General features: G+C 24.8%; 16 protein-coding genes and 1 tRNA gene. 10 read left to right on the top strand and 7 right to left on the bottom strand.

All coding sequences use genetic code 11. From position 1 onward, the window contains the following. Window positions 1-453 precede the first annotated feature (453 nt). Window positions 454-2,631, top strand: coding sequence for a leucine-rich repeat domain-containing protein (locus ABFX13_RS12345; protein WP_346046455.1), 2,178 nt, complete (start codon window positions 454-456; stop codon window positions 2,629-2,631). A gap of 93 nt (window positions 2,632-2,724) precedes the next feature. Here the strand turns inward: ABFX13_RS12345 and ABFX13_RS12340 are convergent, their stop codons facing one another. The 4 genes from ABFX13_RS12340 to ABFX13_RS12325 form a co-directional block, all read right to left on the bottom strand. Then, window positions 2,725-3,612 carry a DUF4300 family protein gene (locus ABFX13_RS12340; protein ID WP_346046453.1) on the bottom strand — a complete coding sequence of 296 codons (888 nt, stop codon included), beginning with the start codon at window positions 3,610-3,612 and terminating at the stop codon, window positions 2,725-2,727. Between the two features lie 716 nt (window positions 3,613-4,328). Further along, window positions 4,329-4,628: a hypothetical protein gene (locus ABFX13_RS12335; protein WP_346046451.1), complete on the bottom strand. Its 300-nt coding sequence runs from the start codon at window positions 4,626-4,628 to the stop codon at window positions 4,329-4,331. Between the two features lie 336 nt (window positions 4,629-4,964). Then, a complete protein-coding gene (locus tag ABFX13_RS12330; protein WP_346046449.1) occupies window positions 4,965-6,467 on the bottom strand; it encodes a thiol-activated cytolysin family protein in 1,503 nt (500 codons plus the stop codon). 159 nt (window positions 6,468-6,626) lie between these two features. Then, window positions 6,627-6,920: a hypothetical protein gene (locus ABFX13_RS12325; protein ID WP_346046447.1), complete on the bottom strand. Its 294-nt coding sequence runs from the start codon at window positions 6,918-6,920 to the stop codon at window positions 6,627-6,629. A gap of 247 nt (window positions 6,921-7,167) precedes the next feature. Here ABFX13_RS12325 and ABFX13_RS12320 point away from each other — a divergent pair, with 247 nt between their 5' ends. Genes ABFX13_RS12320 through ABFX13_RS12305 form a run of 4 tightly spaced genes read left to right on the top strand, consistent with a single transcriptional unit; the run spans window position 7,168 to window position 10,605 of the window. Beyond that, entirely contained in the window at window positions 7,168-7,719 is a 552-nt protein-coding gene (locus ABFX13_RS12320; protein WP_346046445.1) for an RNA polymerase sigma factor, read from the top strand. Continuing rightward, window positions 7,688-8,452 carry a hypothetical protein gene (locus ABFX13_RS12315; RefSeq protein ID WP_346046443.1) on the top strand — a complete coding sequence of 255 codons (765 nt, stop codon included), beginning with the start codon at window positions 7,688-7,690 and terminating at the stop codon, window positions 8,450-8,452. Before ABFX13_RS12320 ends, ABFX13_RS12315 begins: the two co-directional genes overlap by 32 nt. A 10-nt stretch (window positions 8,453-8,462) precedes the next feature. After that, window positions 8,463-9,338: an ABC transporter ATP-binding protein gene (locus ABFX13_RS12310; RefSeq protein WP_346046441.1), complete on the top strand. Its 876-nt coding sequence runs from the start codon at window positions 8,463-8,465 to the stop codon at window positions 9,336-9,338. A 10-nt stretch (window positions 9,339-9,348) separates the two neighbouring features. Beyond that, complete coding sequence (locus ABFX13_RS12305; protein ID WP_346046439.1) at window positions 9,349-10,605, top strand: ABC transporter permease subunit; 1,257 nt, start codon at window positions 9,349-9,351, stop codon at window positions 10,603-10,605. 38 nt (window positions 10,606-10,643) lie between these two features. Here the strand turns inward: ABFX13_RS12305 and ABFX13_RS12300 are convergent, their stop codons facing one another. The 3 genes from ABFX13_RS12300 to ABFX13_RS12290 all read right to left on the bottom strand — a co-directional run bounded on the left by ABFX13_RS12300 (window position 10,644) and on the right by ABFX13_RS12290 (window position 11,383). Next, window positions 10,644-10,787: a YvrJ family protein gene (locus ABFX13_RS12300; RefSeq protein ID WP_346046487.1), complete on the bottom strand. Its 144-nt coding sequence runs from the start codon at window positions 10,785-10,787 to the stop codon at window positions 10,644-10,646. Window positions 10,788-10,885: 98 nt separating this feature from the next. After that, window positions 10,886-11,119, bottom strand: a complete 234-nt coding sequence (locus tag ABFX13_RS12295; RefSeq protein ID WP_187006881.1) for a DUF2922 domain-containing protein — start codon at window positions 11,117-11,119, stop codon at window positions 10,886-10,888. A 24-nt stretch (window positions 11,120-11,143) separates the two neighbouring features. Further along, a complete protein-coding gene (locus ABFX13_RS12290; RefSeq protein ID WP_147547944.1) occupies window positions 11,144-11,383 on the bottom strand; it encodes a DUF1659 domain-containing protein in 240 nt (79 codons plus the stop codon). Window positions 11,384-12,165: 782 nt separating this feature from the next. On the opposite strand from ABFX13_RS12290, the gene ABFX13_RS12285 reads away from it, so the two are divergent. The 5 genes from ABFX13_RS12285 (at window position 12,166) to ABFX13_RS12265 (ending at window position 15,618) form a co-directional block, all read left to right on the top strand. Beyond that, the gene (locus ABFX13_RS12285) at window positions 12,166-13,281 is read left to right on the top strand and encodes a replication initiation protein (RefSeq protein ID WP_346046436.1); all 1,116 of its coding nucleotides are present in this window, start codon (window positions 12,166-12,168) and stop codon (window positions 13,279-13,281) included. 216 nt (window positions 13,282-13,497) lie between these two features. After that, window positions 13,498-14,160 carry an N-acetylmuramoyl-L-alanine amidase family protein gene (locus ABFX13_RS12280; protein WP_346046434.1) on the top strand — a complete coding sequence of 221 codons (663 nt, stop codon included), beginning with the start codon at window positions 13,498-13,500 and terminating at the stop codon, window positions 14,158-14,160. A 518-nt stretch (window positions 14,161-14,678) separates the two neighbouring features. After that, window positions 14,679-14,754: transfer RNA gene (locus ABFX13_RS12275), tRNA-Asn, on the top strand. A 118-nt stretch (window positions 14,755-14,872) separates the two neighbouring features. Next, complete coding sequence (locus ABFX13_RS12270) at window positions 14,873-15,049, top strand: hypothetical protein (RefSeq protein WP_346046432.1); 177 nt, start codon at window positions 14,873-14,875, stop codon at window positions 15,047-15,049. A gap of 200 nt (window positions 15,050-15,249) precedes the next feature. Next, window positions 15,250-15,618: a hypothetical protein gene (locus ABFX13_RS12265; RefSeq protein ID WP_346046430.1), complete on the top strand. Its 369-nt coding sequence runs from the start codon at window positions 15,250-15,252 to the stop codon at window positions 15,616-15,618. Window positions 15,619-15,781 lie beyond the last annotated feature (163 nt).

The following is a 15,781-nucleotide window of genomic DNA, read 5'->3' as shown; positions in this document are numbered from 1 at the left end:
GAATTAAAAATAAACATATGATAATATCTATTTGGGTCAAAGGTAATAATGCCCAAATCAAAGACAATTCTATTAAGACGAGGTTCTGTTAATTAAATACAATGAAAATCATTGTCAATATTATTAATTATATTTTATGAACCAATTGATTTTTCTTGATGATTATAGCTAATACAACAAAACTCTACTAGAGATATATTGAAATTCATCTTTTCGTAGTAGTAAATAAATAATATAAGTTTATATCTATGATGCCTTACCACATACAAATACATTTAGGATATCAATAAGAGTAATTTTTATCCTTACCAAACTTATATACATCTGTGTTATAACATTCAAGTGGTCTAACTTTAGGTTTCAATTTTATCGAAACCATTGTAAACCCTAACTAGGTCGAGATTAAAATATAAATAAGTTGACAGAATACATCATCACACGAGGGGGATAAAAATGAAACACCTAAAAAAAGGTTCTATTTTTTTAATAGCATTAAGCTTAAGTTCAGTATTGTTAACAGGTTGTAATTCATCTGAAAGTAAGCAACAAAGTAATAATATTAGTAGCAATGAAAAAAAAGTAGTTCAGGATACTAAAAAAAATAATTCAAAAAATATTAAAGAAGTACATAAAAAAGAGAATGAAAAACAATTAGATATCGAAAAAACTACAAATCTTTCAACTTCTAAAAAACATACCAGTGAGAATTTAAAGGAAATTTCAAAAAAAGATTACTTAAATGATAAAACTATAATACATGTTAAAAATAAGAAAACTGTAAGTAATAAATTACATGAAAATAAGATTATAGATAGCAAAGAACTTTCAAAAAATAATCATGATGTACATAATGAAGTAAAAAAAGATAATAAAATTAATAATGTAAATGCTAAATCTAATGACAATAATGAGGCAAAAGAAATTATAAAAATCAAAAGTGTGGATTCTAAGTCTAATGAAGATAATGAAATAAAAAAAGACCATAATATCAATAATATAGATGACAAATCTAATGATAATAATGATGTAAAGGATGATAATAAAATCAATAATGTTGACACTATATCTAATGACAATAATGATGTAAAAGACGATAGTAAAGTCACTAATGTTGATACTAAATCTAGTGATGATAATGACGTAAAAGACGATAATAAAGTCACTAATGTTGATACTAAGTCTAATGATGACAATGATGTAAAAGACGATAATAAAATCACTAATGTTGACACTAAACCTAATAACGACAATGACGTAAAAGACGATAATAAAGTCACTAACGTTGATACTAAATCTAATGACGACAATGATGTAAAAGACGATAATAAAGTCACTAACGTTGATACTAAATCTAGTGATGACAATGACGTAAAAGACGATAATAAGGTCAATAATATAGATACTAAACCTAGTGACGATACTGACGTAAAAAATGACAACCAAGTCACTAACGTTGATACTAAATCTAATGATGACAATGATGTAAAAGACGATAATAAAGTCACTAATGTTGATACTAAATCTAATGATAACAATGACATAAAAGACGATAATAAAATCACTAATGTTGATACTAACCTTATTGAAGACAACAAATCAAAAGACGATGATAAAATCAATAATATAGAATTAGTTGATATAAAAGATAAAAATTTAAGAAAAACTATTAACAAAGCTCTAGGAAGAGATGTAAATTCTTTAGATAATATTACAGTACAGGATATGGAAAAGATAACTCAACTTAATAGTGGTTTTTTAGCATTAAATCCAGATGAAAAAGGAACTCCTAAAAGAGGAATTAAAAGCTTAGAAGGGTTAGAGTATGCTAAAAATCTTAAAAATCTTAAATTAAGTATGAATAGTATAAATGACTTAACACCAATAAAAAATTTAACAGGCTTAGAATTCTTAGAAGTATTCAGAAATGAAATAAGTGATTTAACTCCATTAAGAAATCTTAAAAATTTAGAACACTTAGATATATATAATAATGCAGGTATAGTTGATGTAGAACCTATTTCTAATCTTAAAAAAATAAAATTTATTGATATGCATTATTGTAATAGACGTACTGCTAAAGTAAATTATGAATATTTAGGAAATCTTACGAACTTAGAATATTTAAGTATTGATGATGATTTTGTTGATGATGTTAGTTTTGTAAAAAATCTCAAAAAATTAAATACTTTTAGTTGTAATAATAACTATGTAACTAATTTAACTGACATACAAGATTTGGCTGCTGATTCTTTTGAAAATTGGTCAGGAGATAAGTTCTTTAATATGTATGGGCAAATGCTTAAGGAAGACATTAAGGTACAAGCACCAAGTGAAGGAACTATTTATAAAATGAAATGTCCAGTTACTGGAGCTGATAAATATATTGAAAAAATTTATAAAACTTATGAAATAACAGAAGGACTTCCAGCAATAACTAATCTTTCTGAAAATGACAATATAGCTCTTAACTATAATAAATTTACTAATGAATTAGAATTAACAGTAGGTAAAAATACTAGTCCTAATAAAACTAATACTAAATTTACTGCAGTATTAGAATATGGTATGTATAGTTTAAAAATGACTTTTGATATAACTCAAGATGGAGCTAAAGATATATCTAAAGCATAAATAAATGAAAGATAAGTGTTTATATAAAGTAAAATTAAATTATGTATTTTAAAGGACTATGACTTTTAATTCATAGTCCTTTTTTACACTCTTCTAAACATCATGTTTAAATATTACATTGTCATTTTGTAAGACCATTAGTTTACAATTTTTAAATTCTTTAAACGGTGTAAGAATATAATTATTTAAGTCATTATAATTTTTAAATCTTGAAATCTGATAAGGAAAAAATGGATTCTTTTTTTCAATAAAATAAATTATGTCGCTATTTTTAATTAATAAACCTACATGTCCTATAGTAGCTGTAATACATTTATTGTTAGGTTCAATAAATACTGCTTGAATTAAACTACTACTACTATTATTTTTAAATATTAAATTTTCTTTTTCCCAATGTTTTTTTAAGTTTTTTAGAGTTTCATCATAAATGTTAATATCTTTTGATTTATCGATATTCAAATTAATAGGAGTAAATAAACTTCTATATGTAGTATAATCTTTATCCGTAAATTTCTTATCAAAAATATCTCTTATCTTTCTTATCTCTTTTTCTGTGTCAGAATCACATTTTTTTGTAAAACATTTACTAGAAACCATATCTTTTATTAATATGAAAGTACTGATTCTGCAATTTAAATCTAGAAAATGTTCTTCTTCATCAGACCATCCATTTAAATTTTCAGTAAAATCTATTTTATTATACTTACTTAAACGTATGGGAGTCCATCCATCAGACGTATTTTTTCTGAAATGTTTGTTTTTTGAATTATATTTTTCTACACACTCTAACCACAAGTTAATATCTTCTTTAGGAATTTTGTTGTTTAGCAATAATGTTTTTGTATAATTAACTACTTTATCATTGTTTAAATAATTAAAGTCAAAGCATGTTTGATATGCTGGTGAATTTAAATATTTAACTGTAACACAGATTGAAAAAAATATTATAACTCCACATAAAAAAGTGTATTTTTTTTTCATCATAGATAGCCCTTGTACAATGAGAATTTATATATACTAACTTTGTAATAAAAATAACATAAAATACAAAAAAATCTATAAAAGCGAACTGAAATAGGTGAAAAATGCACTAAAATCATAAAATTTAATTTAACATTTAAAAACTTCTTTAAAGATAACTAATAGAAATGTCCTTAGAATCTATTTATTTGGATTCTAAGGACATTAATTTTACTCAAAACACATAGTTTCTTATAAACTTAATTTTTAAAAACTGTTAATTTTTATGCCTAAATTAGTTCATACATTTATTTAAGTTAATTTGCTTATATCAATTTTAATAAAATCATAATTTGTACTTAGTACTACAATATCATCACTTATATTTATATCTTTTTTAAAATACAAATGTCCTTTGTAAATCACAAGAAACTTATTTATAAGTGTAATCTTACTAATGAAAATAAAAGAATAAATTTCACAAAATAAACTAACAAAAAATCCTAAAATGCTGGAAAAATTAATTTGCGAATATAGAAATTTATCAGGTAAATCATATAATGAACTTAATATAAAATAAAGTATAAATACACAAATTAATTTTCTAAAAAATCCTTTTTGAAAACTAACTAAACAGTTTAATTTTATTAAAAGTAAAAATAAAATTAATACACTAATAAAAATACACTTATACATAATTAAATTCATCCACTATCATCCTCCGTTTTATAAATTTCTTAACAAATTTTGTTAGAACATTTATCGATAAGTATCTTAAATGCAAATCCTAATATAACAATAACTAAAGCAACTATTAAAGTACTTACAAATTTGTTTAAAATAGTAGCAATTCCAATTAAAGCAACAAATAAAATACACTCTAGCCTTAAACGTTTATCATAAGCATTATATTTTTCAACTGAGATTCCAGTATTTTCAAGGCGTTCTAGTTTAATCAGTCTATGATATCTATTAGAAGTTAAGTATAAAAAATATAAAACCAAAATTTCGCCTATTATATTAAAAATATCAAACATATTGTGTACCTCCTTATTTAAATATATCTAGTAAAAAAGTCCTTAGAATTCACTACATCCTAATTGATCTTATTTTCTATTCAAAAAAATTTTAACATATAATTATAAATAAATATCATATATGGATTAACATTAAGTTATTTAGGAATGAAATACAATGATAGAAAGCACAATCCATAAGTAGTAAGCTAAACAACCTCTACTTAGGTGATTTTGATGAATGACGCTCTGATGAAACTATAATAAAATTAAACTAAGTTTAATATATCGGTTTATTAATATTTTCAAATAAAATAAAAGGCATAAAGATATGAATTCTTTATGCCTTTTACCTAATTAATTTGTTTGATAGTCTATGCTAGTTCTTGGATATAATGTAGTTCCCCAAATTGAAACATTAACATTTGGTGCTAAAGGAACATTTTTTTCATCAATAATAGTTCTCCACCATTCCCATGCAAGTCCTGTACACTCTCTAGCTAATACTTTTATATTTCTTGCATTAGCCTCAAGTGGTATAACTGTTGCAAAATGGGCAGTTTTATCACGATTACTACCATTCCAAGTTTTATGAGTTAAAATTTCATTACCATCTTTATCATATGAAACTTCATCCCAAGATACATCAAATTGAGCAACATAAGCTCCACTATGATCTAGATTTATTTTTCCTTTTGAATATTCTGTAGATGTAGTTTCTATATAATCTGTTTTATTATGTACTGCAGCTATTGAATTATCTTTTAAGAATGTGCTTGTATAAGAAATTGGATATGCAGGATTTTTTAAGCTAAAAGTTGCATTATCTTTTATTACATTTCTTATTTCATCAAAGTCTTTAGTTACAACTTTATTATGAGCTTGAGCATCTCCACCTAAAACAACGGCTGTAAATGAACTATTCTCAAATATATCTTTGTATTGAGAACTATTGCTTGTACTATTATTCTTTATTAAAGCTTTAAATGCAGCTTGTACATCTTTACTCTTAGAATTTGTTTCAAGCTTTACATAAATAGTTCTACCGTAAGCTACATTAGAAACCATAAGTGGTGGTGCTTCATTACTTACACCTTTTCTAACTAACTCTTTAAAAGTTACACTATCATCAAATAAATCAGATGGATTATTTGGAAGTTGTGCACTTACAGTATAAAATATTTGCTTATACGCTGCTATCATAACCTTTTTTTCTCCATTTGAAATTGCATTAAAGTCTATTCCAAGTGAATTATCAAGAACTTTTGCATTAACGTTAAGTGCATTTGAAATTTGAGATTTACTATATACCATAGACTCTAAATATTGAGTTCTAGCAGGTAATGTATGTGTTTGTGAGTTTTTATCACTCCAATTAGATACTAATTCATCTATTGCTCCAGATACATTTCCATAAGTTGGATTTTGAACTGTAACTGTGTTGTCCTTTTTCATACCAGGTAAATCAATACTAATATTTATTGGCTTTCTTTTGCACATTAAAATATTTGGTCTATTTTCAACAAAAGAATCATCTGCAGTTTGTAGTGCCCCTGGATATGTACGATCTGTTACAGAATCTACAATTGAAATATCTACTGGAGATGTTGTAAGTGTTTTTTTCTTACGCTCTACTACAATAAATTTATTGTTTGTTTTTATCCCTTCTCTAGGAACAACGTTTTCAATAGTATCTCCATTTCTAGCTAGTATTTCGTTTTTGTTGTACTTTAAGTTAGCTATGCCGTTATCTATATCTTCACTATTAGGTCCTTGAGCATAACTTGTAAATGTACAAGTACTCATTCCTAAAGCTATTGTAGCACAAGCTACTAACTTTGTTATTTTTTTGTTTTTCATATTTAAATGCCTCCCCTCTTTATTATTAATACGGATAAATTACTTAATTTTTTATGGTAAATTGGTTATTTTACTCCAAATAAATACAATGTTAATCCATTTAAGTATAAAAATACCCTTAAAGTCCATTTATTTGGATTTTAAGGTCATTAACTTTATCTAAGCACATAACTTTGCTTGCTTTTTCTTAATCTCATTTATCAATTCATTACGAAGTTGATCTATTTTCCCCCTAGTGTAAAAAAAGTTACACCAAGTAAAAGTCATATAAATCAAAGTCAACATAGATAATATTGCAGTAATCATTAACTTTTCAGTTTCTTTATCTAAAATTCTTATAATTAACCAAATTGAAGGAGCACTACATATAAAAGTTGTACCTATTAAATTTAATGTTTTTAATTTTTTTGCTTTCTTTATAAATTTATCTATATCTTTTAAATTTTGATTCAAAATAAACCTCCCATAAAATTTTAAATATATCTTAACATTTAAAACTTATATAATGATAAAATTGGACTAAAATGATTTTAATTTGGAGTGAAATAGTAAATTTTGAATTATATTTTAAAAACATATTTCAAGAGTAGTAGTAATAAAAATGTCTTTAAAATACATTTATTTAGACTTTGTAAAAAATAATTAAATTATTTTTGCACATTTTTGATTTTAATATTGTTAAACATTATGAGGAGGTGATGTGTTGGTAAATCCTATTAGGAAAATTAAAAATGGTGATGCAGATATAGCTGAGAAAATTGTTAGTGAAAATTATGATGCTATTTATAAATATTGTTACTTCAAAGTTGGAAATAGTGAAGATGCACAAGATATTACACAAGAAGTTTTCTTGAATTTTGTAAGAAATATAAATACATATTCAGATAGAGGAAAACCAAGAGCATTTCTTTATACAATAGCTAAAAATCTATGTATTAATTGGATTAAAAAGAATAAAACAGAGTATTTAGAATCAACAAAAGAAATTATAGATATTTCTGCCTCAGAACATATTGACAATATCACAGATAAAATAACACTTAAACACATTATTGATAATCTCCCAAAAGAACAACAAGAAGTCATAGTTTTAAAGTACGGTCATGATTTAAAAATAAATGAAATTTCTACTATTATAGGCAAGTCGCGTTTTACAGTTAGATACAGGATAAATTTAGCCTTATTAGCAATTAAAAGTAAATTAAATGGGAGTGATTATATTGAAGAAAAACTTAGAAAAAGACTTACATAAATTATATAAAAATGTACCTCCACCAAAATCTAGTAGTATTCAAGATACTATCTTAAAGGTACGTGAAATAGTAAATGAGACTCAATGTAGAGGATTAACATTTTGGGAGTTTTATTTCCAACAATTTGGATTTATTCGTAAAAAAGTATGGATCATCCAATTTGCAATTTTATTATTTTGTGGTTTAAGGCTATATTCTTATCCAGCATCAATGCAAGTAATTAACTTAATTTCATCTATAGCTCCATTAATTTATATCTCTACATTTACAGAACTTTCAAGAACTTATACATATAAAACTGTTGAACTTGAATTATCTACCCAATATACACTAAGTCAAGTAATGTTATCACGTATAAGCATACTAGGACTTATGAATATCTTAAGCATAACAATTTTAGGTATTTTTGTTGGAATTAAGACATCACTTTATACTTATGAAGTATTTTTATATATTTGTGTACCATTTATGGTAACTTGCTTTGGGTGCTTATGGATATTAAATAAATTTAAGAATAAAGAAAGTAACTATTATAGCTTTGCTTTTGGAGTCTTTATAATGGGGATTGTCTCAATATCTACATCCTATTTACCTAAATTATATATTTCATCTTCATTATGGATTTGGATTGTTATGCTTGTTATTGCAATGATTGGAGTAGCTATACAACTTTACAAGTTAGTTAGTAATTGTAATAAAAAATATGATTTTATAAACTTAACTCAAATTTAGGAGGTTTAATATGGAACTAAAATTTGATAGATTGACAAAACAATTTAACAATAAAATTGCAGTTGACCGAATTAGTGTTACTTTAGAACCAGGAATTTATGGATTACTTGGAGCCAATGGATCTGGAAAAACAACTCTTATGAGAATGATATGTGGTATTCTTAACCCAACATCAGGAGATATACTACTAAATGGATCTAGTATAAATTCCTTAGGTGAAAATTATCGAAAACTTATTGGATACTTACCACAAGACTTTGGATATTACCCTGATTTTACAGCTAAGGAATTTATGTATTACATAGCAGCCTTAAAAGGAATAAACAAACAAAATGCAAAGATAAAAACAAAAGAACTTTTACAATTAGTTGGATTATCAGATGTTTGTAATAAAAAAATCAGGACTTTTTCAGGTGGTATGAAACAAAGATTAGGAATTGCACAAGCAGTATTAAATGACCCTAAAATTTTGATACTAGATGAGCCAACAGCAGGTCTTGATCCAAAAGAACGTATACGTTTTAGAAATTTAATTTCTAATTTTTCAAAGGATAAAATAGTTATTCTTTCAACTCATATTGTTTCAGATATTGATTATATTTCAGATAAAATACTAATGATGAAGGGTGGACAGATAGTTCTTAATAGTTTAAGAGAAGGTGCAACCAAAGAAATAGACAAAAAGGTATGGAAATGTACTATCCCAAAAAACAATGTAGATATGATTAGTGGAAAGTATCGTGTTGTAAACCTACAACATGATAGTGAGGATAAGGTTTTACTACGTATTGTAAGTGATGTAAAGCCTACTGAAAATGCAACCAATGTTGAACCTACACTTGAAGATTTATATTTATACCATTTTGATGATATGGTATTACAATAGGGGGTATAGTATGAAAGATTTGTTAATATTTGAACTTAAAAAAATTATAAGAAAAAAACTAAATATAATTGTGATTCTAGGCAGTTTAGCTTTAACAGTAATGCTATTTTTACTTCAACCTATACAATTTTTGTCATTTGATAAGGATGGTAACCAAAGACGAGGTTTTGATGCTATTGAATTAGAAAAAAGGTCACAAAAAGAACTTGAAGGGACATTAACAGAGGAAAGAATTACAAATGATATTTTAAAATATCAAGAGCTATTTAATAATCCTGATAATTTTGTTATTAATGATGGTAAAAAAGAACTAAATAATTCAACTTTTAACAAATATATAAGCCCTAAATTATCTTACTTATGGTTTATTAATAATAATTATATAAATTCAAAGTTTTCTGATCGTTCTTTTTCAGAAATTGAGAATTTACCTCTAGAAAATGGAGCAAACTTTTATGAACAAAGAGATAAAAAAGTATCTCATATTTTAAATGCTAATTATGAAGATTGGAATTACTCTGATCAGGAAAAAGAATTTTGGTATGAAAAAAATAAAGAAGTAGCAAAACCATATGAGTATGGATATCATGAGGGATGGGAGGCTATATTTCTGTGTATTGAACTAATGGTCCTTCCAATATTAGCAGTTTGTATTTGCATTGCACCTGTATTTTCGGCAGAGTATCAATCTGGTGCTGATAATATAATACTCTCTTCTAGATATGGAAAATCAAAGTTAATAGCATCAAAAATATTAGCATCATTTATTTTTGCACTTATTATATATACCATAAATGTTTTTGTAGGATTGGGAATTGTATTATTTTCATTTGGCATAGATGGATGGAATCTACCTATACAAATTATAAATTCTACAACACCATATTCTTTAACATTTTTACAAGCAACTATTATTTGTGTTGTAACTTTATATTTGATAATGCTTGCAATGGTGTCTATTACATTATTATTATCATCAAAAATGAAAACACCATTTCCAGTTTTAATTGTTATGATTTGTATAATAATTATTCCATTATTCTTTAATGTTAGTCAAACTAATGGTATTTGGAATCATATTTATATGATTCTCCCTTATACATCATGTCAACCAGTCTTTGATATGGATATTACAAATTATTTCTCATATCCATTCCCTGGTTTTACAATGGATGTGATTACAATGAGAATGGCACTTTATTCGATACTTAGTATTATTTGTGTGCCTTTTGCATATCGAATTTTTAAAAATCATCAAGTAGTATAGTTATTTATAAATAAAAGAGCCGAGATAAATTTTATATCTCAGCTCTTTTTATTATTTAATTCATAAATATTTTGGCTTAAAGAATTTATACTTGTACTTAGGCCTTCTAATTTTCCTTCTATACGTATTAATAAATACATTGTAACGATAGCAGGAAACCCTAAATTTGACACCAATTGCATTAAATCCAACTCCATCAATATATTCCTCCAAATAATCTTTTAAATTGCTAAGAAAGCCCCTCATTAGCTCAGAGGGGCTTTCTTAAATGTAATATGTATTACGCTACTTCCAAATCAAATTCTGTAGTTTCTGTTTGAACAATTCTTGCATCTACTGAAGCAACTATATCAACTCCATTAGGTTCAAATATATTTTTCTCTATTATTACATCCATAGCATTTTTTATTTCTTCTTCTGTTAAATCTTCTCTTGGATCTGTTACAAATAAGCTTACTTTTTTGCCTAATGTATTTAAAAAAGTCATTACTAATTTAGTTTCTATTTCTCCCATTTTCTATTCCTCCTATAGTTTATATTAATTTAACTCAGTATTATCTAACTTTATTATTGAAAGTTTATCATGCTGTTGTAGTGATATTAGTGTTTCTGCTACGTTTAACACATCAAGAGATGCAGCACTTGCTTTTACATTTGAGTAACTTCTTGATTTTACTATTGTTTTTCCATCATCATTTAAACCACAATCAAATTTAATTTTTAGTGTTGAGTAATTTTTTGTTTCTGATACCTCTGTAGATAATCTATTATCTGCCATAGTATAACCCCCTTTTAATTTTACTTTTAATCAATTGATTAATTTCATTGTAGTAATTTAATTCTTTTAAGTCCTAAAATATATTTGAGGATTATTTTTCAAAAAAATATATTCTAATATTAAAAACAAGATAAAGTTCAAATATAAATCAAATCTCTTGTGTTATATTAAGAAAATATTAGCGCTATAAAGGTAAAAAAATTATCTTTTAATATAAATGGTCAAAAATAACAATTAAAGCTCATACAAGCTAATTTACGGAGTATTTTTGTATGTTTATTTGATAGGTATTAAATGGATTTAGCAATTAAAATTATTTTGATTGCTAAAATGATATTTACTATTAATTAAACATATATGGAACTATTAAATATAACACTTTGATAACAGTATCAATTTTATAAAGTTTTTATATGTATATTTATTTGATGTTTATCTATAAAAATAGGTCAGATTAGATAAGAAAAAAGACCTTTACTAGTCTTTACTAGTATTTAAAAAAAAGTATTTATAGTATTTATAGTATTTAGACATGGTCTAAACTATTGGAAATACTAATGTTGGGTTGTTTAAATGTGTCAACTTGATAACGAAATGTGTCAACTTGATAATTAAAAGTGTCAACTTGATAATTTAAAAGTGTCAACTTGATAATCAAATATGTCAACTTGATAATTAAATGTGTCACTTTGATAATGATAAAAGTGTCAGATTGATAAAATTGACACTTTTATTTTGACATGATATATTTTGATTTAAGAACTTAATATTTGGGGGAGAATATGAATAATTTAACTGATACTAAAAATCCTAAGATACTAATGAAAAATAATGTATTAATTCAATCAAAATATAGCCTATCATTAAACGAAAATAGAATATTTTTATTGATATTATACAAACTTCAAAAGGATTATGATGGTTCTATGAGTTGTTACATACATTATGATGAGTTTAAAGACATAATAAAAAGGACTAATGATAGGACTGTAAAAAAGATAAGTGAATATTTATCTGGGCTTATGCAAAAGAGTATATTTTTTATGGAAAAAAAGAAAAATGATAAATTAGTTTGGGGTCAGTATAATTTTATATCTGGATATCAATTTGACGAGGAAACTCAAATATTTAGAATAGATAGTCCTAAGAAAATCTATGATTTATTAGATCAATATTTAAAAACAGGGTACACTCCTGCCAATTTGGCACTGTTGTTTAGTTTAAAAAATTACAATGCTCAAAGATTATATGATTTAATTAGAATTTGGTCAGGAACTAAGCAAGTTATTAACTACACAGTTGATGATATTAAGATGTATCTTATGCTTGAAAATAGTTATCCTCAGTATGCTAACTTTAAAAGAAGGGTTATACTTCCTGCTATAAAGGAACTTAACGACACAGAGCTTTTCGAAATAGATATAAAAGAAAATAAGGTTGGTAGAAAAGTTGATTCTATTGATTTTATTGTTAAAGATTTGGATAAGAGAAAGTATTTTACAAAAGATATTGAGATTATTAAAGATATTTCAAAAGACATTGACTTAGAGGAAAGTGCAGTTACTATAGAAGAGGTTGATTATAATGAAGTTAAATCTAAAGACAATAGTATAGATAAAGTTTCAATTGATGTTTTTGTACCTGATGAGAGTTTGTTTACAAAAGGAACTTTAAGAAGTTTCAAAAAAGACTTTAAAGATATTGATTTTAAAAATAAGTATATGGAAAAAGCTTTTGATGATGCTGTTATGATAACCCTTGATAAAGATGATGTAGAAACTATAAAAGCTACTTCATATAAATTTTTTAAAAGTACTTTGGATAATAAGATAAAAGAGTATAAGTTAGAGGAAAAAGAAGATTTAAAACATAAACATGAGATGGATAAGTATTGGTAGGACAAATACATAATTTAAATAAAGTTTAGAAATAGGGACTGTAAAATTTTTATTTTGCAGTCCTTATATTTTGGGCTATTTTTATAGAAAAATTATTTTTTTCAATTTTTTATTTACAAAATTAAGGTATTTTATCTTTTTATTAAAAAAAGCACTTTCTAAAATTTATAATTAACTTACAAATACAAATTGAGGGATAAGTAGAAAGGGGATTTTATGAAAAGATTAGTTATTGATTTAGGTCATGGAGGAAGTGATCCAGGAGCAGTTGGACAAAACAAAACTCATGAAGCAGATATAGTTTTAGCTATAGGAAAGGTTCTTAATGAATTACTAAAAAGTTATGATTTAGATTTTAAATTTACTAGGTTATCAAATAGACATATTTCACTTAATGAAAGAGTAAAAATTGCAAATGATTTTAAAGCAGATTATTTTTTATCTATTCATATTAATTCAAGTAAAAACAAGAGTGTTAGAGGCGTTGAAATTTGGCAATATTCAAATGAAAGTGATAAATTAAATAAGTTTTCTAGTGGAGTATGTGAAGATATTTCAAAGATTTTTAATACTAAAAATAGGGGAGTTAAATTAAGTAAAGAACTTTCAGTTTTAAAAAATACTAAGATGTCAGCATCTTTAATTGAAGTGGATTTTATATCTAATATAGATGCAGAAAAAGATTTAAAGGTTAGTGATAATATCAAAGCTATAGCTTTAGCAATTAAAAATAATTTAATAAAGTTACTTGAATTAGAATTACCTACAAATGATACTTTGTATAAAGTTTGTATTGGTGCATATAAAGATAAAAATAATGCTATGAATCAAGTTAAACTAGCTAAAGAGAAAGGATTTGTAGATGCATATATAATTTAGTTGTAAAAACATCCAAATAACATCAAAAATTATATGTACTATTTAAAATATATTAAATGTATATTAAATATTTTTTAAATAGATATTAAATATACATTTAATCTTTATTTAAAATTACACACACCTTGTAAAAACAGCATTTTATGTTAAAATTCATTTAAAGAATTAATTTATGTAGTTTTTGAATATCTCCTTATTTTTAGTGTTTATTTACTAAATTATAGAGGGGATTTTTTTATGCAAATGATGAAATTCTGTGATCATTTATACAATGAAACCACAGATGGATTTAAAGGTAGATGATAAAGATAAATTAGAAAAAGAAAAGTGCACAAAGCAGTTAATTAAAGAAGGATTTTATTAATTAACATAAGTCCGTTTTGTATATTACAGAATATTTATAAATATTTTATAATAATTAAATAATTTTTTAAAAAATACTAATAAAATCAAATAAACTGGTTACAATAATAACTGTAAGGGACAGACGAAGAACTTCTACCCTATCTAAAATATATGGGAATATGGCTCAGTAGGTAGAGCAATTGACTGTTAATCAATGGGTCACAGGTTCGAGCCCTGTTATTCCCGCCAGTTTTAAAACTCTTAGTTTAGGCTAAGAGTTTTTTTATTTAATAAATATGAAAAATATGTTATTCTATGTTTAGAAATAGAATATTAAGTTAAAGGGGATTGTACTAGTAGGGGGATAATGAATAAACTTTTTTTATTAAACTTAGTTATAGGTTTGTTGTATTTATATCATATAGATACTTCAAATCTAGTTAAAACAGATATTTTAATATCAGCAATTATAATTTTTAATTTATTCTTAATTAACAAACTTAGAAAAGAACAAAAAGGGAAAGAAGAATCTAGTTTTAACTAGGTTCTTCTTTCTCTTTTTTATACTAATTATTAAACTAAAAAGCCTTATATTTTTAATCACATATAACTAAAAATTTGTTAATAAGCTATTTAACAATAAATTAAAGCTAATTTATTATGCTTATTTACTTAATTGCTTGCTTTTTTTATTATATATCTACTACACTTGTTGTTAAGTAGCTTGTTAATGGAGGAATATGTATGATAAATTTACCGAATAAAAAAAAGCTTGAAGATTTACATTTTGAAAATACTAGATTGGAAATTAAAATTTCTAATTTAGAAAAAGAACTTAAAAAATTAAAAAAAGAAAATCAAAAACAAGAAGACCTACTTTCTGAATGGCAAAAGTCTTATAAAGAGTCTTTAATTGAAATTAATAAATTAAAAAAGGAATTACAAGAATATAATCCTAAATTAAAGCCAAGAACTAAAAAAATATCTAATATAGATATCGAAAAGATTAAAGACTTACATAGTCTGCAAAAATATACTTATAGAGAAATTAGTAAAATAACTAAATGGAGTGTTTGTACTGTATCTAAAGTTATAAATGGTTTTTATGATTAAAAAAGCCATAGATTTAAGTCTATAGCTTTTTTAATATATATTTATTTTACAGTTGAATACAAATTATTAAGCACGGTAGCTTTTATTATGCAATTTATTAGAAATACGATTATCTTTAAGTTTCTTATTATTAAGATGCTCAAATAGTCTTAGTACAATAAAA

Source organism: Paraclostridium tenue, assembly GCF_039521565.1.
GTDB lineage: Bacteria > Bacillota > Clostridia > Peptostreptococcales > Peptostreptococcaceae > Paraclostridium > Paraclostridium tenue.
The sequence above is the reverse complement of the archived record's forward strand: the minus strand, read 5'-3'. Positions and strand labels throughout refer to the sequence as shown.